Source organism: Noviherbaspirillum sp. ST9 (assembly GCF_048799745.1).
In the GTDB taxonomy this organism is placed as follows: domain Bacteria; phylum Pseudomonadota; class Gammaproteobacteria; order Burkholderiales; family Burkholderiaceae_D; genus Noviherbaspirillum.
In genome coordinates, this window is record NZ_JBLWFR010000007.1 from 356,679 (window position 1) to 383,064 (window position 26,386).

Annotated in this window: 24 protein-coding genes and 1 tRNA gene; 10 read left to right on the forward strand and 15 right to left on the reverse strand. The window is 60.4% G+C overall.

Features of this window, described 5'->3' with window-relative positions:
* Positions 1-347: 347 nt before the first annotated feature.
* The 8 genes from ampD to ACNOHI_RS18345 form a co-directional block, all read right to left on the reverse strand.
* Complete coding sequence (gene ampD / locus ACNOHI_RS18310; protein ID WP_420476114.1) at positions 348-950, reverse strand: 1,6-anhydro-N-acetylmuramyl-L-alanine amidase AmpD; 603 nt, start codon at positions 948-950, stop codon at positions 348-350.
* Positions 947-2,413 carry a sigma-54-dependent transcriptional regulator gene (locus ACNOHI_RS18315; RefSeq protein ID WP_420476115.1) on the reverse strand — a complete coding sequence of 489 codons (1,467 nt, stop codon included), beginning with the start codon at positions 2,411-2,413 and terminating at the stop codon, positions 947-949. Before ACNOHI_RS18315 ends, ampD begins: the two co-directional genes overlap by 4 nt.
* A 34-nt stretch (positions 2,414-2,447) precedes the next feature.
* Positions 2,448-4,118 (reverse strand): sensor histidine kinase, encoded by a 1,671-nt coding sequence (locus tag ACNOHI_RS18320; protein WP_420476116.1) that lies wholly within the window; start codon positions 4,116-4,118, stop codon positions 2,448-2,450.
* 31 nt (positions 4,119-4,149) lie between these two features.
* Positions 4,150-4,401: a PP0621 family protein gene (locus ACNOHI_RS18325; protein ID WP_420476117.1), complete on the reverse strand. Its 252-nt coding sequence runs from the start codon at positions 4,399-4,401 to the stop codon at positions 4,150-4,152.
* Complete coding sequence (locus tag ACNOHI_RS18330) at positions 4,398-5,207, reverse strand: cytochrome C assembly family protein (protein ID WP_420476118.1); 810 nt, start codon at positions 5,205-5,207, stop codon at positions 4,398-4,400. The genes ACNOHI_RS18325 and ACNOHI_RS18330 overlap by 4 nt, the downstream gene beginning before the upstream one ends.
* Before the next feature lie 96 nt (positions 5,208-5,303).
* Entirely contained in the window at positions 5,304-6,584 is a 1,281-nt protein-coding gene (locus tag ACNOHI_RS18335) for a sigma-54-dependent transcriptional regulator (RefSeq protein ID WP_420476185.1), read from the reverse strand.
* Positions 6,585-6,630: 46 nt separating this feature from the next.
* Positions 6,631-8,457, reverse strand: a complete 1,827-nt coding sequence (locus ACNOHI_RS18340; protein ID WP_420476186.1) for a sensor histidine kinase — start codon at positions 8,455-8,457, stop codon at positions 6,631-6,633.
* A 132-nt stretch (positions 8,458-8,589) separates the two neighbouring features.
* The gene (locus ACNOHI_RS18345) at positions 8,590-9,723 is read right to left on the reverse strand and encodes an ABC transporter substrate-binding protein (RefSeq protein WP_420476119.1); all 1,134 of its coding nucleotides are present in this window, start codon (positions 9,721-9,723) and stop codon (positions 8,590-8,592) included.
* Between the two features lie 293 nt (positions 9,724-10,016).
* Between ACNOHI_RS18345 and ffh the strand changes: the two genes are divergently transcribed.
* Both ffh and ACNOHI_RS18355 read left to right on the forward strand, forming a co-directional pair.
* The gene (ffh, locus tag ACNOHI_RS18350; RefSeq protein ID WP_420476120.1) at positions 10,017-11,387 is read left to right on the forward strand and encodes a signal recognition particle protein; all 1,371 of its coding nucleotides are present in this window, start codon (positions 10,017-10,019) and stop codon (positions 11,385-11,387) included.
* A 487-nt stretch (positions 11,388-11,874) separates the two neighbouring features.
* Positions 11,875-12,402 (forward strand): SWIB/MDM2 domain-containing protein, encoded by a 528-nt coding sequence (locus tag ACNOHI_RS18355; RefSeq protein WP_088709334.1) that lies wholly within the window; start codon positions 11,875-11,877, stop codon positions 12,400-12,402.
* A gap of 69 nt (positions 12,403-12,471) precedes the next feature.
* Here ACNOHI_RS18355 and ACNOHI_RS18360 read toward each other — a convergent pair whose 3' ends face one another.
* From ACNOHI_RS18360 to ACNOHI_RS18370, 3 genes are all read right to left on the reverse strand, one after another.
* Positions 12,472-12,921, reverse strand: a complete 450-nt coding sequence (locus tag ACNOHI_RS18360; RefSeq protein WP_420476121.1) for a tetratricopeptide repeat protein — start codon at positions 12,919-12,921, stop codon at positions 12,472-12,474.
* A 75-nt stretch (positions 12,922-12,996) separates the two neighbouring features.
* A complete protein-coding gene (locus ACNOHI_RS18365) occupies positions 12,997-13,632 on the reverse strand; it encodes a lytic transglycosylase domain-containing protein (RefSeq protein ID WP_420476122.1) in 636 nt (211 codons plus the stop codon).
* 19 nt (positions 13,633-13,651) lie between these two features.
* A complete protein-coding gene (locus tag ACNOHI_RS18370; protein ID WP_420476123.1) occupies positions 13,652-15,376 on the reverse strand; it encodes a proline--tRNA ligase in 1,725 nt (574 codons plus the stop codon).
* Between the two features lie 199 nt (positions 15,377-15,575).
* Here ACNOHI_RS18370 and ACNOHI_RS18375 point away from each other — a divergent pair, with 199 nt between their 5' ends.
* Both ACNOHI_RS18375 and ACNOHI_RS18380 read left to right on the forward strand, forming a co-directional pair.
* Positions 15,576-16,163, forward strand: a complete 588-nt coding sequence (locus ACNOHI_RS18375; RefSeq protein WP_420476124.1) for an RNA pyrophosphohydrolase — start codon at positions 15,576-15,578, stop codon at positions 16,161-16,163.
* Complete coding sequence (locus tag ACNOHI_RS18380; RefSeq protein ID WP_420476125.1) at positions 16,163-16,696, forward strand: CNP1-like family protein; 534 nt, start codon at positions 16,163-16,165, stop codon at positions 16,694-16,696. Before ACNOHI_RS18375 ends, ACNOHI_RS18380 begins: the two co-directional genes overlap by 1 nt.
* Positions 16,697-16,726: 30 nt before the next feature.
* Here ACNOHI_RS18380 and proB read toward each other — a convergent pair whose 3' ends face one another.
* The 4 genes from proB to rplU form a co-directional block, all read right to left on the reverse strand.
* The gene (gene proB / locus ACNOHI_RS18385; protein WP_420476126.1) at positions 16,727-17,845 is read right to left on the reverse strand and encodes a glutamate 5-kinase; all 1,119 of its coding nucleotides are present in this window, start codon (positions 17,843-17,845) and stop codon (positions 16,727-16,729) included.
* A gap of 50 nt (positions 17,846-17,895) precedes the next feature.
* Positions 17,896-19,005 (reverse strand): Obg family GTPase CgtA, encoded by a 1,110-nt coding sequence (gene cgtA / locus ACNOHI_RS18390; protein WP_420476127.1) that lies wholly within the window; start codon positions 19,003-19,005, stop codon positions 17,896-17,898.
* 126 nt (positions 19,006-19,131) lie between these two features.
* Positions 19,132-19,389: a 50S ribosomal protein L27 gene (rpmA, locus tag ACNOHI_RS18395; RefSeq protein ID WP_420476128.1), complete on the reverse strand. Its 258-nt coding sequence runs from the start codon at positions 19,387-19,389 to the stop codon at positions 19,132-19,134.
* 37 nt (positions 19,390-19,426) lie between these two features.
* Complete coding sequence (rplU, locus tag ACNOHI_RS18400; protein WP_057290114.1) at positions 19,427-19,738, reverse strand: 50S ribosomal protein L21; 312 nt, start codon at positions 19,736-19,738, stop codon at positions 19,427-19,429.
* 242 nt (positions 19,739-19,980) lie between these two features.
* Between rplU and ispB the strand changes: the two genes are divergently transcribed.
* The 6 genes from ispB to ACNOHI_RS18430 all read left to right on the forward strand — a co-directional run bounded on the left by ispB (position 19,981) and on the right by ACNOHI_RS18430 (position 26,386).
* A complete protein-coding gene (gene ispB / locus ACNOHI_RS18405) occupies positions 19,981-20,970 on the forward strand; it encodes an octaprenyl diphosphate synthase (RefSeq protein ID WP_420476129.1) in 990 nt (329 codons plus the stop codon).
* Between the two features lie 20 nt (positions 20,971-20,990).
* Positions 20,991-21,067, forward strand: a tRNA-Pro gene (locus ACNOHI_RS18410).
* Positions 21,068-21,116: 49 nt separating this feature from the next.
* Entirely contained in the window at positions 21,117-22,382 is a 1,266-nt protein-coding gene (locus ACNOHI_RS18415; protein ID WP_420476130.1) for an HlyC/CorC family transporter, read from the forward strand.
* Between the two features lie 166 nt (positions 22,383-22,548).
* Complete coding sequence (gene pilB, locus ACNOHI_RS18420) at positions 22,549-24,279, forward strand: type IV-A pilus assembly ATPase PilB (RefSeq protein WP_420476131.1); 1,731 nt, start codon at positions 22,549-22,551, stop codon at positions 24,277-24,279.
* Between the two features lie 17 nt (positions 24,280-24,296).
* On the forward strand, positions 24,297-25,520 hold the full coding sequence (locus ACNOHI_RS18425) for a type II secretion system F family protein (protein WP_420476132.1): 1,224 nt from the start codon (positions 24,297-24,299) through the stop codon (positions 25,518-25,520).
* Entirely contained in the window at positions 25,520-26,386 is an 867-nt protein-coding gene (locus tag ACNOHI_RS18430) for a prepilin peptidase (protein WP_420476133.1), read from the forward strand. The genes ACNOHI_RS18425 and ACNOHI_RS18430 overlap by 1 nt, the downstream gene beginning before the upstream one ends.

Sequence of the window (26,386 nt, forward strand, 5' to 3'; positions counted from 1 at the left end):
AGCCTCCTTCGACTATAGGTGCCCGCAGCCATGCAGCTGCTTATTTATGGTTATTAATTAGAACGCCGGGTCATGCCGGGGTTCACGTACTGCAGATGGCGCTTGCGCGATGTCGAAGACAGGCATCGCTATGCGCATCCGGGGGCGGAGCTGTTCAGGACTCGCCCGCCAACACACTTTGCACTGAGGTACAAGCTGAACAGCCCATTCAATGGGAAATCGCAACACCACTATATCTAGTGGTATGCGTTGCGACTGAGACTAATTCTAGTGTCAGGTCTGGGAGAGCGCAATATCTTTTTTACTTGATCTGCAATAATTTTGACGCCGGCGGCCCGTTGACTTTTTTAATCTGCCATGAACGGGAATCGCGGAAGTGGTGCGCTCTGCGCACCCTGCCCTTTGTGAATCAAGGACTTGCGGAAATGCGGCCAATCGAAGAAGGGACCGGGATCGGTCTTGCGGCCGGGGGCGATGTGTTCGTGTCCTGCAACATCGGCAAGCGGGTAGCGCGCGCACAGCGCGAGGGTGAGTGAAGCCAGCGATTCGTACTGGCGTGGGTCGAAGTCCTCGAAGTCGGTGCCTTCAAGTTCGATCCCGATGGAGAAGTCGTTACAGCGTTCGCGCCCGCAGAATGTCGATGCACCCGCATGCCATGCCCGGTCATTGGCCGACACGAACTGGATCACCGCGCCGTCGCGGCGGATGAGGAAGTGCGCCGACACGCGCAGCGCGCGCAACTGGTCGAAGTACGGATGCGCATCGCAGTCCAGCCGGTTGAGGAACAGGTCCTCTATATAAGAACCGCCGAACTCGCCGGGAGGCAGGCTGATGTTGTGGATCACCAGCAGGCTGACCGCGGCGCCTTCGGCGCGCACATCGAAATTCGGCGATGGCGAACGCGTCACATCGGCCGCCCAGCCATCCTCTCCCAGTTGGAATTGCATCATGTGTCCGGTTCATGGATGTCCAGGCGCTGCATCCGGTAGCGCAGCTGGCGGAAGCTGATGCCCAGCAGCTCGGCCGCCTGGGTGCGGTTGAAGTGGGTTTTCGCAAGCGCGCGGCGGATGATCTCGCGTTCGACGTCGTCGAGGTAGTCCGGCAGCGAGTGCGGCAGTTCGCCCTCTGGAATGACCGGTGCAAGCACTTGCGGGCGATGGGGTGTAGCGGGGACCGGCTCCGGTGGCGGCACCGGAAGACTTTCCTCCTGCACTGGTTGCGGCGCGGCCGGAGCCGCGGTTTCCACTGGTGCAGGGCAGGATTTCAACGCCAGGTCCGCCACTTCGATGACGCCGTCATTGGCGAAGGCCAGTGCGCGCTCGAGGATGTTTTCCAGCTCCCGGACATTGCCGGGGAAGGCATAGGACTTCAGTGCATCGAGCGCCTCGGGCGACAAGACAGCCTTTCCTCCCGCGGGTGCGAGACGCTCGAGAAGCACGTCGGCCAGCAGGCCGATATCGTCGAGGCGCTCGCGCAGCGGCGGCAGGCGCAGCTCGATCACGTTCAGCCGATAGTAGAGGTCCTGGCGGAAACGACCCTTTTCGACACATTCGGCCAGGTTCTGATGCGTGGCGCTGATGACGCGCACATCGACCGGCTCCTCGACCGTCGCGCCGACCTTGCGCACGCGCCGTTCCTGGATGGCGCGCAGCAGCTTGACCTGCATCTGCAGCGGCAGGTCCGCCACTTCGTCGAGCATCAGGGTGCCCCCATTGGCCGCCTGGAAAAAGCCGTCGCGATCCTCGCTGGCGCCGGTGAAGGCACCCTTGCGATAGCCGAAGAACTCGGCTTCCATCAGGGCCTCGGGGATGGCGCCGCAGTTGACGGCAATGAAGGGTTTGTCCGCGCGCGCGCTGTGCGCGTGGATATCGCGCGCGGCCAGTTCCTTGCCACTGCCCGACTCGCCGGTAATCGATACCGGCGCCATGCTGCGTGCCAGGCGCGCAATCTGTGAACGCAGGTCCTGCATGACCGGAGACTGCCCTGTTAACCGGGAACGTGCCGCCGCCGCGGGCGTGCTCGATGGCCCTGCCCCGCCTTCAATCTTGTGCATGCGCAGCGCCGACTGCACCAGCAGGCGAAGCTGGTCCAGGCCGACCGGCTTGGAGAGGTAGTCGAAGGCACCTGCCTTGAGCGCGGCAACCGCATTATCGGCGCTACCGAAAGCGGTAATGACCGCGATTGGCGTGTTGCGGAAGGTACTGGCAACTTCGCGCACCAGCTCGATGCCCATGCCGTCCGGCAGGCGCATGTCGGTCAGGACGAGTGCGTATTCCGCCTGTGCGAGGCATGCCCGCGCCGCAGTCAGGGATTCGGCGCAGTCGACATCCAGGCCCATTTTTACCAGCGTGATGTCGAGCAATTCACGCAGGTCGGCCTCGTCGTCGACAACAAGAATACGGGGTGCAGTCATGGCGGAGATTCAGTTCCTTCAGCTTACAGCGAAGTCAGTTACGGACGGCAAAGCTGATGACGAACCGGCCGCTCGGCTCGTCGGCGCCATCGATCGACATCGACATGCGGTATTCATAATCCAGCATCGCATCGTTATTCAAACACAATTCACGCGCCACGTAGAGTCCCAGCCCGGTTCCCTTGCTGGACGTTGTATAGAAGGGTTCGAACAGGTGCGACCTGACCTCGGGCGTGATGGCGGGACCGTCGTCCTGCACGTGCAACTCCAGGCGATTGGCCTGGGGCGAAACCACTTCCAGGCGGATACTGCCATCCCGCCCGCTCGCATAGCGAAGGGCGTTGGTCAGCAAGTTCACCACCACTTCGCGCAGGTGCAGCGGGTCGAACCGGACGCGGATTCCCGCCATGCTCCCCAGCCTGATCATGTCTGGCGGCACGCGGTGACTTTCATGGAATTCGTCCAGAAGCTCTTCCAGGAAGGGCTCCAGTTCCAGCGGGTCGCTGTTCGCATGCGCCTTGCGCGACAGCTTGAGAATGTCTTCGATCATCTGGTTCAGGCGAACCACATTGTCCCCGACAATATTAAGCAGGCGCACCTGCGTCGGCTCGACTGCGTCCTCCTTGAGCAGCGAAGCGGCATGCGCGATGGCGGAAAGCGGATTGCGCACCTCATGGGCGATGCTGGCCGTCAGGCGTCCCATGGAGGCAAGCTTGAGCTGCTGCGCCTGGTTCTCGATCTCGGTCACGTCCTGGACGAAAATGACCGAACGGTCCTCGGCCAGGCCGGCGCTCTCGACCTTCCCGAAACGCAGCTTCAGGTGCGTCACGAGTTCACGCCGCAGGTCGCGCGGCATGCTGCTGGTCGTGTCGCCGGGTTTGATCATGACGAAAATGGGTGCGTCGGCATCGTCGTCCCGGCGGTTCCGCCACGCCAGGAATGCATCGGCGATCGGCGCCAGCGGCGGGAAGTCGGTAATCTTCCAGCGCGCCTTGCCATTTGGCATGGCAAACCCGAGCATCCGCTCGGCGGCCGGATTGCCGGCGAATACTTCCGTGTCGGCGCCGACGACCAGGATGCCGTCCCCCATGTCGGCGATCACCAGCCGGTTGATGGCTTCCTGGACCTGAAGCTCATGCCCGCGCTGGGCTGCCAGGTTTTCCTGCTTGATCAACTTGGCCGCGAGGCGGTTGATCACGAAGATCGCCGCAAAGAAGGCCGCGCCGTACAGGCCGGCGCGCGACGGCGAGACGTCGGACATGGAATGCAGCAGCTGATAGCCGCTTTCCGACAGCATGATCAGCGTCACGACCGAAACGAAGAACAATGCGAGGACCAGCGGCGCCAGCACCGCCGCACCGGCCAGCGGGAACAGGTACAGGATCGCCAGTCCGCTGCGTGCGCCGCCGGCCGTCACGTACAGCAGCGAAATCGCGGCGATATCGACCATCAGCTGCACCAGCAGCTGCGTGATGAAATGCCGCCGCCAGTACACCGACGACAGCGCGAAGACCACGGCCACGATGCCGTAGGCAAGGAATTTGTCCCAGCTGTCGGTCACTTCGACCGCTTCCACGCCACGGACGGCATTGAATCCAAAATAGAACAGCAGGACGACCGCAATGACGATCCGCGTCACGCAGAACGTTTGCAGCGTGCGCCAGAACGTTTCGCGGGTTTCCTTGAGACGGGGGACATGCATCATGCCCGCCCTGTGTGCACGCGGAAGGCGCAAGTCATGCGGAGGTGCCGGATGCGGAATGCTGCAAACGATGTTCTTCGCTGCAGAATTGCATCCCGGATGGCAGGGAGACGGCTTCCGAAGCCGGGATGTAGGTGCCGCAGTGGGCGCAGCGCACCATGGTTTCGGGGGCGCCAGGAGTGGACGGTTGCGGATTGTCGTGCGCGGCCTTCACGCGCTGCTTCTTGCCGTAGGTCAGCCACATCACGATCGCGAACGCGACCAGCACCCACAGCAGGATCTTCATGCAAGACCCCGGTGCAGCACGACTTCCATGACGAAGCGGCTGCCGACGTAGGCGAGCAGCAGGGTCGCAAAGCCGGTCAGCGTAAAGCGCAATGCGGTCTTCCCGCGCCAGCCGCGCCAGAAACGCCCCGCCAGCAAGGCGCCGAACAGCACCCAGGACAGCATGGTGAAGATCGTCTTGTGATCCCACTTGAAGGCGATGCCGAACAATTGTTCGGAGAACACGATGCCGGACAGTACCGTCAGCGTCAGCAGCACGAAGCCGAATCCGATCAGGCGGAACAGCAGCTTTTCCATGGTCAGCAGCGCGGGCAGGCGGTCAATCGCGAGTCCGAGCCACCCGCCCTGCCCTGCCCCGGGATGCGCATGAAGACGCGACTCCTGCAGCGCCATCAGGACAGCGTGGAAGGCGGCAATGGTCAGGCTGCTGTAGGCAAGGATGGCGATGGCCACGTGCCAGGGAAACAACGCCGACTTGCCCTCGAGGGGAACAACGCTGCCGGGGAACAGGACCGGAAGAACCACAGCAAGCGCGGCGGTGGGCAATACCAGCACGCGCAGGCCGTCCAGCGTCAGGTTGCGGTTTTCAAGCCAGTAGGCGCCAACGGAAATCCACAAAGTCGCCGACAGCATGATGGCGAAACCGATGCGCAGCGAACCGGGACCGACCATATCGACCCAGAGCGCGCCGCCATGGAGCAGCCAGGCCACTGCCGTGCCGGCGGAAATCGCGCCGCGCTGCCGTAAAGGCAAGAATGCGCAGGTCGCGTACAACAGTGCCGCCAGGACGAAGAAATAGGTATGCATTGCCGGATAGGGAGGTAAACAGACCCTGAGTTTACACCATGTCGGACCGCCGCCGGACCGGAAGGAAACGAACGGAGTCCGGACGATGCCGCTTCGTCAATCCGGCGCCCTGCCGGTCGAAAGCTGATACTTTTTCAACTTGTCATACAGGGTCTTTTTCGGGATGCCGAGCCGGTCCGCTGCGGCGGCAACGTTGCCCTCCTGCGCGGTGAGCGCTTCCGCGATCAGCGCGCGCTCATAGGTATCGACCCGTTGTGGCAGGGTGTCGCCTCCCTGTGCGTCAGGTGCCGTTGGCATTTCGGCCACGCCGAGGACAAGACGGTCGGCAAAGTTGCGCAGTTCGCGGACATTGCCTGGCCATTCGCGGGCCTGCCACTCCGCCATCTGCGCCATGCTCCATTGCGGCACCGGCCGCTGGTAGCGCAACGCCGCCCCCTGGACAAAGTGTGCCAGCAGCAAGGGGATATCCTCCCGCCGGTCCGCCAGCCGCGGGAGATCGATGCCTACGACGCCGATGCGGTAATAGAGGTCCTCGCGGAATCCCCCCTGAGCGCTCAGCCGCAGCAAATCCGCCTTGCTGGCCGCGACGATCCGGCAGTCGATGCGAATGGGGTCATTGCCGCCAAGCCTTTCCAGGCGGCGCTCCTGCAACACGCGCAACAGCTTGACCTGCAAGGCGAGCGGCATGCTTTCGATTTCATCGAGGAAAACCGTGCCGCCACTCGCATATTCCAGTTTCCCGATACGTCGCTTTACAGCGCTGGTAAAGGCGCCGGCCTCATGGCCGAAAATTTCGCTTTCGAACACGCTTTCCGGCAGTGCCGCGCAGTTGATCGCGACGAATGGCCCCGTACGTCCGCTGGCGCCGTGCAAATGCCGCGCGACGACCTCCTTGCCGCTGCCGGTCTGGCCATTGATCAATACATCCGCCGGGGTCGGTCCCACCGAGCGGATCATGGTGCGGACACGCTCAATGGCCGCCGACTGTCCGATCAGCGCGGGCATGTCGGGGTGTGACGCCCATGCGGCTTTCAGGCGCCGGTTCTCCATCACCAGCCGTCGCTTCTCCTGCGCGCGCCTGACTGTTTCCACCAGGCGTTCCGCGGCAAACGGCTTTTCGATGAAGTCGTAGGCGCCGGCGCGCATGGCCTCCACGGCCATGCTGACATCGCCGTGCCCGGTCACGACAATCACCGGCAGGTCGGGATCGCTGGCGACGGTATCGGCCAGCAATTCCAGGCCGGAGCGCCCCGGCAGCCGCACATCCGTAACGAGCACGCCATCGAACCCGGCGTGCAACCACAATCGCGCTAATTCCGCGCTTTCGCAGGCACGCACCGCGAACCCGCCCAGCTCAAGCGTCTGCGCGGTCGCCATACGTACCGCCTGCTCATCTTCTACCAGGACAACTTCGCCCGTTGTTTCATGCACTCGCAAACCTGCCTCCCTCCTGATTGGTCGCCTCGGCCGCGCCGGGCAGCCGCACGACGAACTCCGCACCGCCGTTCGCGTGGTTACGCGCGGTCAGTTGACCGTTCATGGCCTGCACGATCGACGACGAAATCGCCAGCCCAAGACCCAAGCCCTTGCCCGACGCCTTGGTCGTGAAAAACGGTTCGAACAGGTGTGGCGCGACCTGGTCCGGAATACCGGCGCCACTGTCGCGAATCGTCACGAGCGCATCGCCCCCTTCACGTTCGAGGCTCACCTCTACGCGGCGCACCGTGGCGTCCTCCACGGCATCCAGGGCATTTCGCATCAGGTTGATCAGCACCTGTTCCGTCCGCACGGCGTCGCCGATGACCTGCACCGGTTCGCGAATGTGGAGCGCAAACTGCACGTCATGGCGGCGAAATTCGCTGTCGAGCAGGAGCGCGGACGCCTGAATGGCCTGGGCCAGATCCACCGTCGACACCGTCCCGTGACTCTTGCGCGCGAACCCCTTCAGTTGACCGATGATGGCGCCCATGCGCGCGCTGGCGGCACTGATCTGCGCCAGGTTTTCTCCCGCCTTGTCGCCCTGCCCCCTTCCGAGGAAAGTCACGGCATTGTCGGCAAAAGCGCGAATAGCGGCCAGCGGCTGGTTCAGCTCATGCGTCATGCCGGCGGCCATCTGCCCCAGCATCGCCAGCTTGCCGGCCTGCACCAGTTCGTTCTGCGTCGTGCGCAACAGGTGTTCGGTTTCCTTCAGCTTCGCGTACTTCGATTCCAGTCGTTGGTTGGCTTCCAGCAGTTCCTGGGTGCGTTGCGCGATGTTCCGTTCGAGCTCGTCCGCCGCACGCTGCAGCGCCATGCGCGATGCGATTCGTTCTTCAAGCCGCCTGCGCCGCTGCTGCATGGCCCAGTAGGAGACACCTGCGACGGCCAGCAACAGCGTGGCAGCCAGCGCCGCCAGAGCGGCGGACTTATGAATGCGCGCCTGCGAGGGGAACAGCATCAACTGCCACCCGAGGCGCCCGACGGGCTTGGAGAGGTGCTCCCCGAAACCTGCCTGGTCGGATTTGTTCAGCGTGGCAATGGGCCGAATCTCCTGACCAACATATTGCAACGTGCCGTCCACGTACTTTCTTTCCTTCTCGTCCAGCCGGCGCATGCTGTGATACCGCCAGGCCGTCCGGTTGCTGAGGAAGACGACGCCGCTTGCGTCGGCAAGCGCGATCGGTTCTTCGCTGCTGCGCCACGTCTGCTCGAATTCGGAAAGGCTGATCTTGACTGCAATCACGCCGATGGGCGGCGCCGGTTTGGCCGCATTTTGCGCATGGACAGGCTGTGAAATGAAGTATCCAGGCTCGCTGGTCGTGTTGCCGATTCCATAGAAGCGCCCTGCACGGCCTTCGATGGCGTCGCGGAAGTACGGCCGGAAGGCAAAATTCTTGCCGACGAAGCTGAGCGGCTGGTCCCAGTTGCTGGAGGCGATGGTATTGCCGTTGCGATCCATGATGTAGATGGCACTGACCTTGGCCTGACGCTGGACCAATTGCAGGGTCAGGTTGAGGCGCTGGACGAGATCCCTGTCATTCGGGCGGGCAATCGCATTCGGGACATCCGGATGGTAGGCCAGGGTAAAGGGCAGGGTTTCGAACTTCTCCAGTACCGATTCGAGATCGAGCGCGATGATCTGCAGGTGGCGGTCTCCGGCAGCATGGATGTCCGCCCGCGCGCGGTGCATCGCCACCAGGTAGACGACAAGGACGACCGCCAGCACGCATGCCGCTGCAAGGCTGATGAGCGCCGGTCGTTTGCTGAACATACGGTCGTCCTGGCCGTCCTCGCCGTCATGGATGCCAATGCCGCCGTGCGAGGGGAAGAGACGGCTGCCGGCCAATACATCAATCTGGTTCGTAATATTACCCCCTGCTCGAATATGCCAGCACAACAAGTGTCAACGCAGGAAACGCCCATCCTTGCCGATCATGGTCAGCTCGACGAACTCGCTCCCTGTGTGGTCGTCCGGCCCGTAGGTCACCATCAATCCGCCGAAATCCACCTTGCGCATGGACTCCAGCCCTCGAATGAATGCCTCGCGGGTAAGTTGGCGGCCCGCCCTGCGCAAGCCTTCGACCAGCACCTTCGCCGCCACGAATCCCTCCATGGCGGCATAGGAGACGGTGGCGCCATGGGCAGCAGCGACCGACTTGAACTCCTGCCCGAGCGGCGTCGACACCAGGTGCGGTGCCGGTGTCACCTGCGACACGATGACGCCGATGCCGTCGGCGCCAAGGTTCTTGACGAAGGATTGCGAGGAATTATTCGAAAGGGTCATTACCTGCATACGGCTGCCGGCGGACCGGATTCCCTGGATCAACGCCGTCGTCGTCGTCGCGGATCCGACGATGATGATCGCTTGCGGATTGGCCTTGAGCGCCTCCTGCACGGCGGCCGAGGTATCCGGTTTGGCACGGTCGAACCGGCCGACGACGGCGGGAACCAGTTTGTACGCCTGCATCGCCGTGTTGAACCCCGCCAGCGCGTCGCGCCCAAAGGAATCGTCGACATGCAGGATGCCGATGTCGCGTATGCCGACCGTCGCAAAATGCTCTACGCCCTTGGCCACCTCATCCTGGTATTTCGCCCGGACGTTGAACAGCAGACGGTTGACCGGCGTATGGAATGCAGCTGCGCCCGTGCTGGGCGCCACCAACGGCACGCCGGCCGGAATCAGGACCGGAAGGATGGCCTCGGTATGCGGCGTCGCGCGATTGAGAAACATCGCAAAGACACGGTCCTGGCGTACCAGCTGCTCGGCATTGCGCGCAGTGACTGCTGGATCGAACCCGTCATCGAGCGTCCGTATCTCGATCTTTCGCCCATGCACGCCTCCCGCCCGGTTGACCGATTCGATATAGGCCTTTGCGCCCTCGTTCATTTCCTTGACGGCCCCGGCGACCTGGCCGGTCAGCGGCACGGTCTGGCCAATCAGGATGAGCTTGTCCGTGACGCCGTCCTCTGCCGAGACCGCGGTCGAAACGCAGAGAGCCAGCACCGCGGTAATGCGTCTTTTCCAGTTCGCTGCCATGGATTTTCCTCGCAAAGTCTCTGTCGAATGAACCGGGTCGCTTGTCCTCGGTCAACTGACTGCAGGCAATGCAGGCTCCGTGCCATCGCAAAGACACTCTCCCGAGCCGCGGATTTCCGTCGCCCCGTGTCTTCCCGAGAGCGAAAAGCCGCACTGCGGCGCTGTGCAATTTGCGGGTTTCCGCTTTGCCAGCGATGCCCGGGGTAACGAACCGTATCGGGTAAAATGGCGGCTGTCCTTGCAGCCGTGCCTCCCGCACCGGCCCTCCCCCATTTCTTGATACATCGTCATCCATGCTCGATAACCTGACACAACGACTGGCGAAAGTCGTCAAAACGATGCGCGGCGAAGCGCGCCTCACCGAGTCCAACACCGCTGAAATGCTGCGCGAAGTCCGCCTTGCGCTGCTCGAGGCCGACGTCGCCCTGCCCGCTGTGCGCGAATTCATTGCCAAGGTGAAGGAAAAGGCATTGGGCGAAGAGGTGATCGGCTCGCTCACCCCAGGCCAGGCACTGGTCGGCGTGGTCCAGCGCGAGCTGGCCTCGCTCATGGGCGCCGATCTCGGCCCGGAAGCCTCGCAGCTCAATTTCGCGACCCAGCCGCCGGCCATCATCCTCATGGCCGGCCTGCAAGGTGCAGGTAAGACCACCACCGTCGGCAAACTCGCCAAGTACCTCAGGGAAGAGAAAAAGAAGAAGGTCCTGACCGTCTCCGCCGACGTCTACCGTCCTGCGGCAATCGGCCAGTTGCAGACCGTCACCGGCCAGGTCGGCGCCGATTTCTTCCCTTCGTCGCCCACCGACAAGCCGGTCGATATCGCCATGGCCGCCCTGGACTACGCGAAGAAGCATTACCACGACGTGCTCATCGTCGACACTGCGGGCCGCCTCGGTATCGACGAAGCGATGATGCAGGAGATTGCCGCCCTGCATGCCGCCCTGAAACCGATCGAAACCCTGTTCGTCGTCGACGCCATGCTCGGCCAGGACGCGATCAACACGGCCAAGGCCTTCAACGATGCCCTGCCCCTGACGGGCGTGGTGCTGACCAAGCTTGACGGTGATTCCCGTGGCGGCGCGGCCCTCTCGGTGCGCCACGTCACCGGCAAGCCTGTCAAGTTCGCCGGTGTCGCGGAGAAGCTCGACGGCCTCGAAGCCTTCGATCCGCAGCGCATGGCCAACCGCATCCTGGGCATGGGCGACATCCTGGCCCTGGTCGAGGAGGCACGCAAAGGCGTCGACGTCGAGGCTGCCAAGGACCTGGCAGAGAAGATCAAGGGCGGCGGCAAGTTCGACCTGAACGACTTCAAGGCCCAGCTTTCCCAAATGAAGAAGATGGGCGGCCTCTCCGGCCTGCTCGACAAGCTGCCCGCGCAGCTCCAGCAGGCCGCGGGCAACGCGGACATGGGCCAGGCTGAAAAGCAGGTGCGCCGCATGGAAGGCATCATCAATGCCATGACGCCCCAGGAGCGCGCCAAGCCAGAACTCATCAAGGCATCCCGCAAGCGCCGCATCGCTGCCGGCGCAGGCGTGCAGGTGCAGGAGGTCAACCGCATGCTGTCCCAGTTCGAGCAGATGCAGTCCATGATGAAGAAGCTCAAGGGCGGCGGCATGATGAAGATGATGCGCAGCATGAAGGGCATGCTGCCCGGCGGCATGCGCTGATCCTCCTCTGGAAATACCTTGAAGGGTGCCCCGTCTGACAGGGGTATCCCTTCGAGAGAGAAGAAACTCCCTCCGACACGCCAGACTCTCTCTCCCGATCTCCTCTCTGCACCTCTCCACGCCAAGACGCAGGTAGTCCTACACGGGCTATCGGAACAGACACTCCCGCATCGCCTCCTCCCTCGAAGAACCAATGCCAGCAAGGCTCTTCGGCCCACTGCTCTATTCTGCAGCACTCTCGCAGAGGCACCTTCGACGCGCCCTCTGGCGCTCTCGAGAGGCGCCAGAGGGAAGCGCGCAGAGGAGAGTTGGTGTGCTCAATGCGCTCCGCTCACCGTTTTCTCCTATGAAGATCACGTGGCACAGAGTAGACAAATTCATGTGAAAACGATCAAAAAACACTTGCATCCCTATGAAAACCGCACCACTATTAGCGGTGCGTGATTTGACGCAATTTCCCAACACATTCTGTGAAGGAGGCTCGAAGATGGCAACAGCCAAGAAACCCGCGGCTAAGGCAGCCGCCAAGAAGGCAGCTCCGGCCAAGAAGGCGGCAGCTAAGCCCGCAGCAAAGAAGGCAGCTCCGGCCAAGAAGGCAGCAGCTAAGCCCGCAGCAAAGAAGGCCGCTCCGGCCAAGAAGGCAGCAGCTAAGCCCGTAGCAAAGAAGGCAGCAGCAAAGCCGGCAGCAAAGAAGGCCGCTCCGGCAAAGAAGGTCGCCGCCAAGAAGCCGGCAGCCAAGAAGGTAGCAAAGCCGAAGACCCCGCGTAAGCCGAACGCAGCGTTCATGAAGCCGATGACGCCGTCCGCAACCCTGGGTGCAGTGATCGGTGCAAATCCGCTGCCGCGCACTGAAGTGACCAAGAAGGTCTGGGACTACATCAAGAAGAACAAGCTGCAGGACCAGGCTAACAAGCGCATGATCAATGCGGATGACAAGCTCAAAGCTGTGTTTGGCGGAAAGAAGCAAGTGTCGATGTTCGAAATGACCAAACTCATTTCCAATCACCTGCAATAATCTGTCTTTCCCAAGGCCAAACAAAAACGCCCGCATCGCGCGGGCGTTTTTGTTTCCGGCCTTGAGCAGCTAGTGCTTCACCTTATAGTCGGCAATCCCCTTGCTGAGCGTTTCAACCTCCTCGCAGTGCCTCCCGCAGATCTTCTCCAGCCGCGCCAGGTGCTCCTCCGCCTTCGACAATTGATTCGTCTTCAAGTAGGCCCAGCCAATGTACTCGTTCGCACCGCGATGGGAAGGCTCCAGCCGTAAAGCCTCGTGGTAATGGCGGAACGCATCGTCCATGCGGTCGATCTGGCGATAGGAATAGCCGAGGTAGTTATGGATGTCCGCATTGCGCGGATCGTTCTTTACAGCCCGGCTGAATGCGTCCACCGCGGCCTGCCAGTTCTTGGCCTCCACGGCCTTTTTGCCGCTCGCGAAGTCGGCGTTCTGCACGTTCACTTGAGGGAGCCATTCAGTGTCGGCGGCCAGGCAGGAAAACGGAATTGCAAGCATGCATGCGATCAGCGTCCTTTTCATTCCGGCGTCTCCTTGTAGTAGGGATACACCGGAATATACGGGGGCTGGGGGCGAACCGGCCCCGGACGCTGAGAATTATTGAGGATTCGCCTGTGCCACTGCGGGGACTGCCTGGAATTCCCACTGCTTCCAGGCCGCCAGTACCGCGTTTGGGTATTCCGGCCGGCCGCGGCTGCCGTTGTAACGACCCAGGGCCAGGTAGAGATTGCCCGCCTCCTGGTCGAGATAAAGCCGCAGGATGGAGCACCCGTAGCGGAGATTGGTTTGCATATGGAAGAGCTTGCGGCGGTCGCCATCGCCGATTACACGCGTCCAGAATGGCATGACCTGCATGTAGCCATGCGCCCCTACGGGCGAAACCGCGTACTTGCGAAAGGCGGATTCAACCTGGACCAGGCCGAGCACGAGTGCAGGATCGAGCCCCGCACGCTTGGCCTCATACCAGGTTGTCTCGAGGAATTCCCGGCGCACCTGCCAGTCCGGCAGGCGCTTCTTGAGGCGCGTGGACATCTCGCCAAGCCAGTGCAGGTACTTGATGCGTTCTTCGATACTGACAAATTGCGGCTTGGGCGGGCGTGCATCGGCAATCGCGTTCGCCAGTGCCAGGCGGACGCCGTCTGCCAACGCTTCTTCTTTCTGGTTTCCGGCAAAGGTTGTCGCTGAAAGCGCCAGCAGGGCAGCAAGCACACATTTCTTCACAAGCCGCACCATGTGCCCTGCCCCTTTTTTATCACGCGGAAATACGCGCCTTGATGAAGCCAGCCATTTCCGCCATCGGCACGGCCGTTGCAGCCGTGTCGCGCCGGCCCTGATATTCCAGTTTGCCGTCCTTTAGGCCGCGGTCGCCGATGACCACACGATGAGGCACGCCGATCAGTTCCCAGTCAGCGAACATCGCCCCCGGACGTTCGCCACGGTCATCGAGCACCACGTCGACGCCGGCCGCCAGCAGAGCGTCATACAGCTTGTCCGTTTCGGCTTTCACCGCTTCGCTGCGGTCGTAGCCCATCGGGCACAGCACGACTTCGAAAGGCGCAATGGCGGTCGGCCAGATGATGCCCTTGTCGTCGAAATTCTGCTCGATGGCGGCGCCGAGGATACGGGTAACACCGATGCCGTAGCAGCCCATCTGGATCGACTGCGGCTTGCCGGTTTCATCCAGGTACGTCGCCTTCATGTCTTCGGAATAGCGCGTGCCCAGCTGGAATACATGACCTACCTCGATGCCGCGCTGGATGGCGAGCGTGCCCTTGCCGTCGGGCGAGGGGTCGCCGGCCACGACGTTGCGAATGTCGGCAACAACCGGCTCCGGCAAGTCGCGACCCCAGTTGGCGCCGGTGAAGTGATAATCCTCTTCGTTCGCGCCACAGACGAAATCGTTCATGTTGGCGACCGTGCGGTCCGCCACCACCTTGACCGGCTTCTTCGTGCCGATCGGCCCCAGGTAGCCCGGCTTGGTGCCAAAGCACTCGAGAATTTCGCTCTCGCTGGCGAAACGGAAGGTCGACAGTCCCGGGACCTTGCTGACCTTGACTTCATTCAGGTCGTGGTCGCCGCGCAGCAGAAGCAGCCAGATTTCGCTTTCCGCGCCTTCCTTGTCGACGGCGAGGACGATGGATTTCACTGTCTGCGCCAGCGGCAGGCCCAGCAGTTCGGCCACATGCTCGCACTTGGCCTTGCCGGGTGTAGGCGTCTTGACCAAGGGCTGCGTCGCTGCGTCGCGGGTCGCCGTCAGGGCGACGGCTTCCGCTGCCTCGATATTCGCTGCGTAATCGGATTCCGGGCTGTACACCAGCGCATCCTCGCCGGTATCGGCAATCACATGGAACTCGTGCGAGCCGGATCCGCCAATCGCGCCGTTGTCCGCAGCCACCGCGCGGAACTGCAGGCCGAAACGGTTGAAGATGGCGACGTACGCGTCGTACATGATCTTGTACGACCTCTGCATGCCCTCCACGTCACGATCGAAGGAATAGGCATCCTTCATGGTGAACTCGCGTCCCCGCATCAGTCCGAAGCGCGGGCGGCGCTCGTCGCGGAACTTGGTCTGGATATGGTAGAAATTGATCGGCAGCTGGCGGTACGATTTGATCTCGGTGCGCACCACGTCCGTGATCACTTCCTCGGACGTCGGCTGGATCGCATAGTCGCGGCCGTGGCGGTCCTTCACGCGCATGAGCTCGGGGCCCATCTTGTCCCAGCGATTGGTCTCCTGCCACAGTTCGGCCGGTTGCACGACAGGCATCAGCAGCTCGACGGCGCCGGCCCGGTTCATTTCTTCGCGAATGATGTTTTCCACCTTGCGGATCACGCGCAGTCCCATTGGCATGTAGGTATAGATGCCCGAACCGAGGCGTTTGATCATCCCCGCGCGCATCATCAGCTTGTGGCTGACGATTTCAGCGTCCGACGGAGCTTCCTTGAGAGTGGAAATAAAAAAACGTGATGCGCGCATGACGGTGAATTCTTTTTAAAAAGAGAGAGTTATAATCGACTCAATTTTAAAGGATTAGCTGGCTGATGCATCCTTTCCCGACATATTTGATTCACACCGGGCCCGCAGTTAGGGCACCGGATGATGGCTGCGTGTGATTACACGTGCAAAATTTGTAACGATGAGGATCGTCTAGCCGCAGAAAGTTTTGAGGTGCAACATGCTGGATCGTGAAGGCTTTCGCCCGAACGTCGGCATTATCCTGCTTAACGCCAACAACGAGGTGTGGTGGGGCAAGCGGGTGCGGGAACACTCCTGGCAGTTCCCGCAGGGCGGCATCAAGTTCGGCGAAACACCCGAGCAGGCCATGTTTCGGGAGCTCGAAGAAGAAGTCGGCCTGAAGGCCGAACATGTCAAGATCATTGGACGTACACGCGACTGGCTGCGCTACGAAGTTCCGGACCGTTTCATCAAGCGCGAGGTGCGTGGACACTATCGTGGACAGAAGCAGATCTGGTTCCTGCTGCGCATGGTGGGCCGCGATTGCGACATCAACCTGCGCGGAACCGACCATCCCGAATTCGATGCATGGCGCTGGCACGACTACTGGGTGCCGCTGGACGTGGTCATTGAATTCAAGCGTGACGTGTACCAGAAGGCGCTGCAGGAGCTGTCGCGCTTCCTGACCCGACCGTCGGGCGGCAATGCGCAGCGTAACGGCGCGCGCTACCTGAGGCAGAACCACGGCACACGCAGCACAGGCGGCAATGCGCAACCTGTTGCGGCAAAACCAAAGACTGAATCCTGATGGCAGATAAATTCCACACCGTGGTGGCGGCGACCCTCCTGATGGTCGCCGCCGTCGCCCATGCGCAGTCGCGATTCGAGGAAGATTTCGACGACAAGGATAAACCTTGGCAGGAGATTGCGGTCCAGTTGCCTGCGGCGCCCCAGCCGGGCGACCTCGTTCCGTTCTACGTCAGCGCCACGGCGACACAATCCTTTGCAATCGATACCCGCTCGGTGAGCGTGGGACAGGACGGCGTGATTCGCTACACCCTCGCTGCGGTGAGCGACGCGGGCGCAAAGAACATCAGCTACGAAGGCATCCGCTGCGCGACCTATGAGCGGAAGCTGTACGCATTCGGCCGCAATGACGGGAGCTGGTCGCGTTCGCATCGCGACCAGTGGGAGCGGATTCAGTCGAACGCCGCCAATCGACAGCACGCGGCGCTGACGAAGGATTTCTTCTGCGTGGAGAAAACGGTCGCCGGCTCGGCGGAAGACATCGTCCAACGCCTTCGCCAAGGGCAAACCCTGGCACCGCAAAGCAACCGTTGAATGGAAACCGGACTGCGCGTCCGGTGTTTATCAGAGCAGGACCAGGTTGTCCCGATGGACCAGCTCAGGCTCTTCCACGAACCCGAGGATCGACAGAATTTCCGTTGACGGCCTGCGCATGATGCGGCGCGCATCCGAGCTCGCGTAATTGCTGATGCCACGCGCAACCGGGCGGCCTGTTTCGTCGGTGCACGTGATGACATCTCCACGCCCGAATTCGCCCGACACCTCGATAACGCCAATGGGCAGCAGGGACTTTCCTTCGGCTGTCAGTTTCTGCACCGCGCCTGCATCCAACACAACCCTGCCCGCCGTCTGCAGATGATCCGCCATCCACTGCTTTCGCGCCGTGAGCTGAGCCGTCTGGGCAACCAGCTGCGTACCGATGGCTTCGCCGGCAGCCAGGCGCGTCAGGACCTGCTCCTCCCTCCCCCAGGCGATCACGGTGTGCGCGCCGGACGTTGCGGCACGACGTGCAGCCAGGATCTTGGTGAGCATGCCGCCGCGCCCAATGCCGGTCCCCGCCCCGCCTGCCATCGCTTCAAGAGCGGGGTCACCGGCCTTCGCCTCTCGCACCAGGGTCGCCGCCGGGTCCTTGCGTGGATCAGCGGTAAACAGCCCTTTCTGGTCGGTCAGGATGATCAGGGAATCACCCTCGATCAGGTTGGCGACCAATGCGCCGAGGGTATCGTTGTCACCGAACTTGATTTCGTCCGTCACGACCGTGTCGTTTTCATTGATGATGGGCACGACACCCAGTCGCAGAAGGGTGAACAGGGTCGAGCGCGCATTCAGGTAACGCTCTCGATCGGCGAGATCGGCGTGGGTCAGCAGGACTTGCGCGGTGCGCAGGTTGTGTTGGCGGAAGCTGGTTTCGTAAATCTGCGCGAGGCCCATCTGGCCAACTGCGGCACATGCCTGCAACTCGTGCACCTCCGTCGGGCGCTTGTCGAATCCAAGCCGCTGCATGCCTTCGGCGATCGCGCCGGAACTAACGAGCACGACCTGCTTGCCGAGCGACCGGAGATGCGCGATCTGCTCCGCCCACTTCGCGATGGCGGCGTTGTCCAACCCCTTGCCGTCGTTCGTCACGAGCGAGGAGCCGACCTTGATGATGAGGCGCTTGGCCTTTTGGATGACGGAATTCATTGTTCTTTATCAGAAACCGCCATCATGCCAGAGGATGGCGTGACCTGTTGTTATTCGATAACCTTGAAACGGGGATCGTCGGGATCGATCGACACGATGCCACGCGCCTCTTCCGCCATCTTCGTTTCTTCCGCGCGATATTCCTGGGTGCGTTGTTCGGCGAGGTATTCGTAGATCGCGATGATCAGGTCTTCACACCCCTCCCGCGTCAGCGCGGAGATCTCAAAAACCGGCCCCTTCCAGCCGAAGCGCTTGACGAAATCCTTGACGCGCTTCGTGCGCTCTTCTTCCGGCACCACATCAAGCTTGTTCAGCACCAGCCAGCGCGGCTTCTCATAAAGCGATTCGTCGTACTTCTTGAGCTCCTTGACGATTGCCTTTGCCTCTTTTACCGGATCGACCTTGTCGTCGAACGGGGCAATGTCAACGATGTGCAGGAGCACGCGCGTGCGCTGCAGGTGGCGCAGGAACTGATGCCCGAGTCCGGCTCCTTCCGCGGCACCCTCAATCAGGCCGGGGATGTCGGCAATGACAAAACTCTTCTCGTGGCTTACCCGCACGACCCCGAGGTTCGGGTGCAGCGTCGTGAACGGATAATCGGCGATTTTCGGCCGTGCGTTGGAGACCGCCGTGATGAACGTCGATTTGCCCGCGTTCGGCATACCGAGCAAGCCGACGTCCGCCAGCACTTTCAATTCCAGCTTGAGCTCACGACGCTCACCAGGCTTGCCGTCCGTCTTTTGGCGCGGTGCGCGATTGGTGGACGACTTGAAATGGATATTGCCCCAGCCGCCCTCGCCGCCCTTGGCCAGCATGACGCGCTGACCGTGCTCGGTCAGATCGGCAATGATTTCACCGGTGTTAATGTCGCTGATCAGTGTGCCGACCGGCATCCGCAGCTCGACGTCGTCTGCGCCCTTTCCGTAGCAGTCGGAGCCGCGGCCGTTTTCGCCGCTGCGCGCCTTGTGCAGCTTGGAATAGCGGTAATCCACCAGGGTGTTGATATTGCGGTCGGCGGTCGCCCAAATGCTGCCACCCTTGCCGCCGTCGCCGCCATCCGGGCCGCCGAACGGCCGGAATTTTTCGCGGCAAAACGACGCGACGCCGTTACCGCCGTCACCAGCAATCACTTCAATTTTTGCTTCGTCGATGAACTTCATGTTTTGCCGCCAAAAATGGCGCTTGATAGAGATGAATGAATATGATGCTACAAACTAAAAAGGCCCTACCATCGGCAGAGCCTTTTAGTCGAAGGCTTTCGCCTTTGCTGCCGTGTCAGTTCCGCATTAAGCCGGAACGACGGTCACGGTGTGACGCTGCAGCGGGCCTTTGGTGGTGAACTGCACCTTGCCGTCGATCAGAGCGAACAGGGTGTGGTCCTTGCCCATGCCGACGTTTTCACCAGCGTGCACGCGGGTGCCGCGCTGACGAATGATGATGCCGCCTGCATTGATTGCCTGGCCGCCGTAAACCTTGACGCCCAGTCGTTTCGACTCGGAATCGCGACCGTTGCGCGTAGTGCCGCCGCCTTTTTTGTGTGCCATTTCAGACTCCTTGGTATCCGGTGTGTTCGATCAGGAATTAAGCGTTGATCGAAACGATTTGCAGTTCGGTGTAGTTTTGGCGATGGCCTTGACGCTTCTGGTAGTGCTTGCGGCGGCGCATCTTGAAAATCTTCACCTTGTCGTGGCGACCGTGCGCCACTACCGTAGCCTGGACCTTGGCACCTTCGACCAGCGGAGCACCAAACTTGATGGTGTCACCAGCGCCCACTGCGAGCACTTGATCGAGAGTGATTTCGGAACCAATGTCAGCCGGTATCTGTTCTACTTTGAGTTTTTCGCCAGCAGCAACCTTATACTGTTTGCCGCCGGTTTTTATGACCGCGTACATGTGAAACCTCATCGAATGATTGTGAATGAACTTTTTCTCCTGGCACTCCGCTGAATCAGCTGGCGGAATCAGGAAAACCCCTAATTATACATAGACTTAGCTCTGGGGTCAAAACCTGCTTTCAGCCGCTGAATGGAGGGCAAAAATGCCAATTGAGAAAATGGCAACTACCATATCCATGGCAGAAGCGGGGGATTGTCAGCGTATAATTCACGAAATTCACGTTTTTTCGCAGGTTTACCTTGTCTGCCGCCCTCCAACCCACCTCCCAGAACACCATCATCCAGCCGATCAGCGCCGACATGGAAGCTGTCAACGCTGTCATCCGCCGCCAGTTGTATTCGGAAGTCCCCCTGGTTAACCAGATTGCGGAATACATTATCAGCGCCGGAGGCAAGCGGATCAGGCCGGTCCTGGTCCTCCTGGTGGCGAATGCCTATGGCTACAAGGGCACCCATCATCACGACTTGGCAGCAGTCGTGGAATTCATCCACACTGCCACCCTGCTGCATGATGACGTTGTGGACGAATCGTCCTTGCGCCGCGGACGCAAGACAGCCAACGCGCTGTTCGGCAATGCTGCTTCGGTCCTCGTCGGCGATTTCGTCTATTCGCGCGCCTTTCAAATGATGGTCGCGGTGAAAAACATGCGCGTGATGCAGATCCTCGCCGACGCCACCAATGTCATCGCCGAAGGCGAGGTGCTGCAACTGCTGAACATGCACGATCCGGACGTGACTGAAGAGCGCTACCTGCAGGTGATCCGCTCCAAGACCGCCAAGCTGTTCGAGGCAGCCGCGCAGTTGGGCGCACTGATCGCCGGGGCGTCCGACGATGCAATCGAAGCTGCGGCTGAATTTGGACGATCGATCGGCACTGCGTTCCAGCTTGTCGATGACGTGCTCGATTACTCCGGCAATGCAGCCGACATTGGCAAGAATGTTGGCGACGACCTTCGGGAAGGCAAGCCGACACTGCCTCTGATTTACCTCATGCAGAACGGCACGCCGACGCAACGCGATCTCGTGCGCGCCTGCATCGAGAACGGTGACGAGCAGCATTTCGACGAAATCTTGAGCGCGATTACGGGCTCGGGCGCCTTGGAATACACGATGCAGGCGGCCGAAAAAGCATCCGCGCGCGCAGCAAATGCAATTTCGTCGATGCCGCATAGCGTTTTCAAGGATTCTCTGCTACAATTATGCGCTTTCGCGGTTCATCGGAATCATTGATCATCCGTTGATACAGCAATCGGGGTGTAGCTTAGCCTGGTAGAGCGCTACGTTCGGGACGTAGAGGCCGGAGGTTCGAATCCTCTCACCCCGACCAATTTTGCATATGCAAACTTCCAATATGCAGATTTCCTTACGGTGACCCTTTGGATGCCGTTCCCTTATGGGCCCAGATTCTCGGGCTCGTCTTACTGTTACTCATCTCAGGTTTTTTTTCAATCTCGGAAACGGCGATGATGGCCTTGAGCCGTTACCGCATCCGGCATCTTGCCAATGCGGGCAATCGACGCGCCACGCTTGTCCTCTCCCTGCTTGAACAAACCGAACGTCTCCTCGGCGTCATCCTGCTTGGCAATAACATGGCGAACACGGCGACCTCCGCGCTCGCCGCAACCTTCGCAATCCACTACTTCGGTGAAAGCCAGTATGCTTTGGCCATCGCCTCGACCGGAGTGGCATTTGCCATCATCATTTTTGCAGAGCTGACGCCCAAGGTGATCGGTGCAACCTACCCTGAGCGCATCGCGCTTCTGATCGCGCCGGTACTGCGACTGCTGACGATTGTCATGAGTCCTCTGGTGTGGCTGACCAATTTGCTCGTCAGGCGCCTGTTGCGTCTGCTGCGCGTACCGGAAAAGCCGGTCGAGAACGCGATTTCGGCAGAAGAACTGCGCACCATCGTTCTCGAAGGCGGTAATTTCATTCCGCAAAAGCACAAGAGCATCCTGCTCAACCTTTTCGGACTCGAACAGATCTCGGTGGAAGACGTCATGACGCCGCGGTCACAGATCGAGGCGCTCAACCTTGCCGTTCCCGTGGAAGAAATCGTGCGCCAGCTGACCACCTGCTACCACAACAAGCTGCCGGTGTACGAAGGCGAGATCAATCGCATCGTCGGCATCCTCCACGTGCGCAAAGCGATGGCGCTTTTCAATCATGAAGAGACACTGACCGTCGAGCACTTCCGCGAACTGTTGACGCCACCCTATTTTATTCCTGAAGACACGGGCGTCTTTACGCAACTTCAGTATTTTCAGGAAAACCACGAACGCCTGGGCATCATCGTCGACGAATACGGCGAAGTGCAGGGACTTGTGACGCTGGAGGACATCATCGAGGAGATGATCGGAGAGTTCACCACATCCATGCCAGGCGCGTCGCGCACCGATTCGTTTGGATGGAACGAGCAAGGGGAGTGTTTGCTTGAAGGGGCGACGCCACTTCGCGAAATCAACAAGCATCTTGGCCTGAACCTCCCCCTGGACGGCCCGAAGACGCTGAATGGCTTGCTGCTGGAGGAGCTTCGCGACATCCCGGAAGCCCATGTGAGCCTGAAATTGGAGGGATGTATTGTCGAAACCATCCAGTCGCAGAACCAGGCAATCAAGGTTGTGAAAGTCATACGGATCTAATGCGGGTTTTACATACTGTTACAGATTTCCGCGAAAGACGTTTCTGTGGCGTCACACTCCTGCAGGATGATGATGACTGTTTGTCACATTATCTTTACAAATCAGATGCCTATAGGCATTATCTAACGCAACTTGGACGATTGTGACTCGAAATCCGGCTTATTAAATGGCGGCAGTTCTCCCCAATCAGGCTACCAGCCCGATGATGTCTGGTCTTGCACGCGCCTTAGTGCAAGCCGGGCGCCTGTCCGCTCAGCAAGCCGAGGCGCTTCACAAGCAATCTCAGGCGGACAAGACGCCATTCATCGACGTACTGCTGAGCAGCGCTGCCCTCGATGCGCGATCGCTGGCCGCGTTTTGCTCCGAGACCTTCGGTTATCCCATCATCGATGTGTCGGCCTACAACCTCAGCTATCTGCCTGAAAACGTCATCGACGCGAAGCTGATGCTGAAGGAGCGCGTCATCGCGCTCGCCAAGCGGGGCAACAAGGTATCGGTGGCGATCTCCGACCCGACCAATACGCATACCCTGGACCAGATCAAGTTCCAGACGGAGATGACGGTCGAACCGGTGATCGTCGAGCATCCGGTCCTGCTGCACCTGATTGAAAAGCTGAGCCAAAGCGCCGAGCAGCATCTAGACGAACTGATTGGCGACGATTCCGATATCGATTTCGGCGACGAGGAAGCAGCGGCGGCCTCGCCGCAAGCGGATTCCGGCAGCGACATCGATGACGCGCCGGTGGTCCGCTTCCTGCAGAAAATCCTGCTCGATGCGATCAACATGGGCGCGTCGGACCTTCATTTCGAGCCCTTCGAGAAGTTCTACCGCATTCGTTTCCGCATCGACGGCGTGCTGCGCGAAATCGCCCAGCCGCCGCTAGCAATCAAGGAAAAGCTCGCCTCGCGCATCAAGGTGATTTCCAAGCTGGACATCTCCGAAAAGCGCGTGCCGCAGGACGGCCGCATGAAACTGGTCGTGTCCAAGAACAAGGCCATCGATTTCCGCGTCAGCACCCTGCCCACCCTGTTCGGCGAAAAGATCGTGATGCGTATTCTCGATCCGTCCCAGGCGCAGATGGGTATCGATGCGCTGGGTTACGATCCGGACCAGAAGGAGTTGCTGCTCAAGGCGATTGAACGTCCCTATGGCATGGTGCTCGTGACCGGACCGACGGGCTCCGGCAAAACGGTGTCGCTCTATACCTGCCTGAACATCCTGAACAAGCCCGGCATCAACATTTCGACCGCTGAAGACCCTGCCGAAATCAACCTCCCCGGCGTCAACCAGGTCAACGTGAACGACCGCGCGGGCCTCACCTTCGCGGCTGCGCTGAAGGCATTCCTGCGCCAGGATCCGGACATCATCATGGTCGGTGAAATCCGCGATCTTGAAACAGCCGATATTGCAATCAAGGCAGCGCAAACGGGCCACATGGTGTTCTCGACGCTGCACACCAACGACGCGCCATCGACCCTCACACGTTTGATGAACATGGGCGTTGCCCCCTTCAATATCGCGTCGTCGGTCATCCTGATTACTGCGCAGCGGCTTGCCCGCCGCCTGTGCACCTGCAAACAGCCCACTGCGATACCGGACGAAGCCTTGCTCGAGGCAGGTTTCAAGGAAGAAGAGCTGGACGGCACCTGGATGCCGTACAAACCTGTCGGATGCGATCGCTGCAACGGCAGCGGCTACAAGGGACGCGTCGGCATATATCAGATCATGCCGATCTCCGAAGAAATTGAACGCATCATCCTTGCCCATGGAACCGCCCTTGAGATCGAGCACCAGGCCAAGGTCGAAGGCGTGAAGACGCTGCGCGAGGCAGGCCTGGTGAAGGTCAAGTCGGGGCTGACGAGCCTCGAGGAAGTGCTCGGCTGTACCAACGCATAAATTGTTAGGGGTAGAACATGGCAACTGGTGCCACTAAGACCGTAGGCGCGAAAGAACTTATCTACACCTGGGAAGGCAAGGACAAGGCTGGAAAAATCGTCAAGGGTGAGCTTCGCGCGGGCAGCGAAACCATTGTCAATGTGACGCTCCGCAGGCAGGGCATCCTGGTTACGAAGGTCAAGAAGAAGTCATTCAGTTCCAGCAAAAAGATTACCGACAAGGACATTACGCTGTTCACCCGGCAACTTTCGACAATGATGCGAGCCGGCGTTCCGCTGCTGCAATCCTTCGACATCGTTGGCAAGGGCCACTCCAATCCCTCCGTTTCAAAGTTATTGCAAGACATCAAAACGGACATCGAGACCGGCAGCAGCCTGAACCAGGCATTCCGAAAGTACCCCATGTACTTCGACGGCCTGTTCTGCAATCTCGTCGCAGCCGGCGAGCAGGCCGGTATTCTGGAAAGCCTGCTTGACCGCCTCGCAACCTACAAGGAAAAGACGCAGGCAATCAAGGGCAAGATCAAGTCCGCATTGTTCTATCCGATCTCGATTCTCGTCGTGGCGTTTGTTGTTACTTCGGTGATCATGATTTGGGTCGTACCGGCGTTCAAGGAAGTCTTCACGAGTTTCGGCGCGGATTTGCCGGCGCCAACGCTCATGGTGATGGCCATGTCCGACTTCTTCGTCGCCTACTGGTACATCATCTTTGGTGGTCTGTTTTCATCCCTGTATCTCTTTTTCCAGTCGTGGAAGCGCTCGGCAAAAGTGCAGCGTGTCATGGACAAACTACTGCTGCAGGCACCGATTTTCGGCGAAGTCATTCGCAAGGCAACGATCGCACGATGGACACGTACCCTGGCCACCATGTTTGCTGCGGGCGTCCCCCTTGTCGAATCGCTCGACTCCGTCGGCGGTGCATCTGGCAACATTCTTTACGTTGAAGCGACGAAGAAAATCCAGACCGAGGTAAGCACCGGTACGAGCCTGACAAGTGCCATGCAAAACGCGAACGTGTTTCCAAACATGGTCACACAAATGGTTGCGATCGGCGAAGAATCGGGCGCGCTTGATCAGATGCTCAGCAAGGTCGCCGATTTCTATGAGGCTGAGGTTGACGATGCGGTTGAGTCGCTTTCAAGCCTCATGGAGCCGCTCATCATGGCGATTCTGGGTGTTTTGATCGGCGGCATCGTCGTCGCGATGTACCTGCCAATCTTCAAGCTCGGCGCGGTTGTCTGATGCTCGATCTCATTTTTTCGGCTCCGCCTGCAACTACGTTTCCTACAGTCGTTGCCGCCATCTTCGGTCTGATGATCGGCAGCTTCCTGAACGTCGTGATCCATCGGATGCCCAGGATGATGCAGCGGGAGTCAGACAACTATGTCGCGCATGAAAGCGGCAAGGATTTGCCGCACACGGATCGATACAACCTGATGGTGCCGCGATCCGCCTGCCCCCACTGCGGGCACCGCATCACTTCGCTGGAAAACATCCCGGTCATCAGCTACCTCTTCCTTGGCGGGAAATGCCGCAAGTGCAAGGCCCCGATTTCCATCCGCTATCCGATGGTCGAACTGCTGACCAGCACGCTCTCGGCGATCCTGGTCTGGCGCTTCGGCAGCGGGATGGCAGGGCTGGCGACACTGTTGTTCGCCTACCTGCTGATCGCCATGACCTTCATCGATGCGGACACCCAGTTGCTGCCGGATGACCTGACCCTGCCGATGCTGTGGTGCGGATTGCTGGTGAATCTGAACGGCACCTTTGTTCCACTTCACGAGGCGGTCATTGGCGCGGCCGCCGGCTACCTCAGCCTGTGGACTGTCTACTGGCTGTTCAAGCTTGCGACCGGCAAGGAAGGCATGGGTTACGGCGATTTCAAACTCCTTGCCGCCTTGGGGGCGTGGCTGGGATGGAAGATGCTGCCGATTATCATCCTGCTGTCCTCTGTCGTCGGCGCGGTCGTCGGCATCTCGCTCATCCTGCTGTCCCGGCTGGGACGGCACAACCCTATTCCATTCGGCCCTTACCTCGCGGCCGCCGGCGTCATCGCCCTGTTCTACGGCAAACCGCTGGCACAGACCTATCTCGGGTTCGCGGTCTAG

Coding starts and splice junctions, on each gene's coding strand:
- ampD (WP_420476114.1), bottom strand. CDS start 950: ATGATGCAATTCCAACTGGGAGAGGATGGCTGGGCGGCCGATGTGACG.
- ACNOHI_RS18315 (WP_420476115.1), bottom strand. CDS start 2,413: ATGACTGCACCCCGTATTCTTGTTGTCGACGACGAGGCCGACCTGCGT.
- ACNOHI_RS18320 (WP_420476116.1), bottom strand. CDS start 4,118: ATGATGCATGTCCCCCGTCTCAAGGAAACCCGCGAAACGTTCTGGCGC.
- ACNOHI_RS18325 (WP_420476117.1), bottom strand. CDS start 4,401: ATGAAGATCCTGCTGTGGGTGCTGGTCGCGTTCGCGATCGTGATGTGG.
- ACNOHI_RS18330 (WP_420476118.1), bottom strand. CDS start 5,207: ATGCATACCTATTTCTTCGTCCTGGCGGCACTGTTGTACGCGACCTGC.
- ACNOHI_RS18335 (WP_420476185.1), bottom strand. CDS start 6,584: ATGGCGACCGCGCAGACGCTTGAGCTGGGCGGGTTCGCGGTGCGTGCC.
- ACNOHI_RS18340 (WP_420476186.1), bottom strand. CDS start 8,457: ATGTTCAGCAAACGACCGGCGCTCATCAGCCTTGCAGCGGCATGCGTG.
- ACNOHI_RS18345 (WP_420476119.1), bottom strand. CDS start 9,723: ATGGCAGCGAACTGGAAAAGACGCATTACCGCGGTGCTGGCTCTCTGC.
- ffh (WP_420476120.1), top strand. CDS start 10,017: ATGCTCGATAACCTGACACAACGACTGGCGAAAGTCGTCAAAACGATG.
- ACNOHI_RS18355 (WP_088709334.1), top strand. CDS start 11,875: ATGGCAACAGCCAAGAAACCCGCGGCTAAGGCAGCCGCCAAGAAGGCA.
- ACNOHI_RS18360 (WP_420476121.1), bottom strand. CDS start 12,921: ATGAAAAGGACGCTGATCGCATGCATGCTTGCAATTCCGTTTTCCTGC.
- ACNOHI_RS18365 (WP_420476122.1), bottom strand. CDS start 13,632: ATGGTGCGGCTTGTGAAGAAATGTGTGCTTGCTGCCCTGCTGGCGCTT.
- ACNOHI_RS18370 (WP_420476123.1), bottom strand. CDS start 15,376: ATGCGCGCATCACGTTTTTTTATTTCCACTCTCAAGGAAGCTCCGTCG.
- ACNOHI_RS18375 (WP_420476124.1), top strand. CDS start 15,576: ATGCTGGATCGTGAAGGCTTTCGCCCGAACGTCGGCATTATCCTGCTT.
- ACNOHI_RS18380 (WP_420476125.1), top strand. CDS start 16,163: ATGGCAGATAAATTCCACACCGTGGTGGCGGCGACCCTCCTGATGGTC.
- proB (WP_420476126.1), bottom strand. CDS start 17,845: ATGAATTCCGTCATCCAAAAGGCCAAGCGCCTCATCATCAAGGTCGGC.
- cgtA (WP_420476127.1), bottom strand. CDS start 19,005: ATGAAGTTCATCGACGAAGCAAAAATTGAAGTGATTGCTGGTGACGGC.
- rpmA (WP_420476128.1), bottom strand. CDS start 19,389: ATGGCACACAAAAAAGGCGGCGGCACTACGCGCAACGGTCGCGATTCC.
- rplU (WP_057290114.1), bottom strand. CDS start 19,738: ATGTACGCGGTCATAAAAACCGGCGGCAAACAGTATAAGGTTGCTGCT.
- pilB (WP_420476131.1), top strand. CDS start 22,549: ATGGCGGCAGTTCTCCCCAATCAGGCTACCAGCCCGATGATGTCTGGT.
- ACNOHI_RS18425 (WP_420476132.1), top strand. CDS start 24,297: ATGGCAACTGGTGCCACTAAGACCGTAGGCGCGAAAGAACTTATCTAC.
- ACNOHI_RS18430 (WP_420476133.1), top strand. CDS start 25,520: ATGCTCGATCTCATTTTTTCGGCTCCGCCTGCAACTACGTTTCCTACA.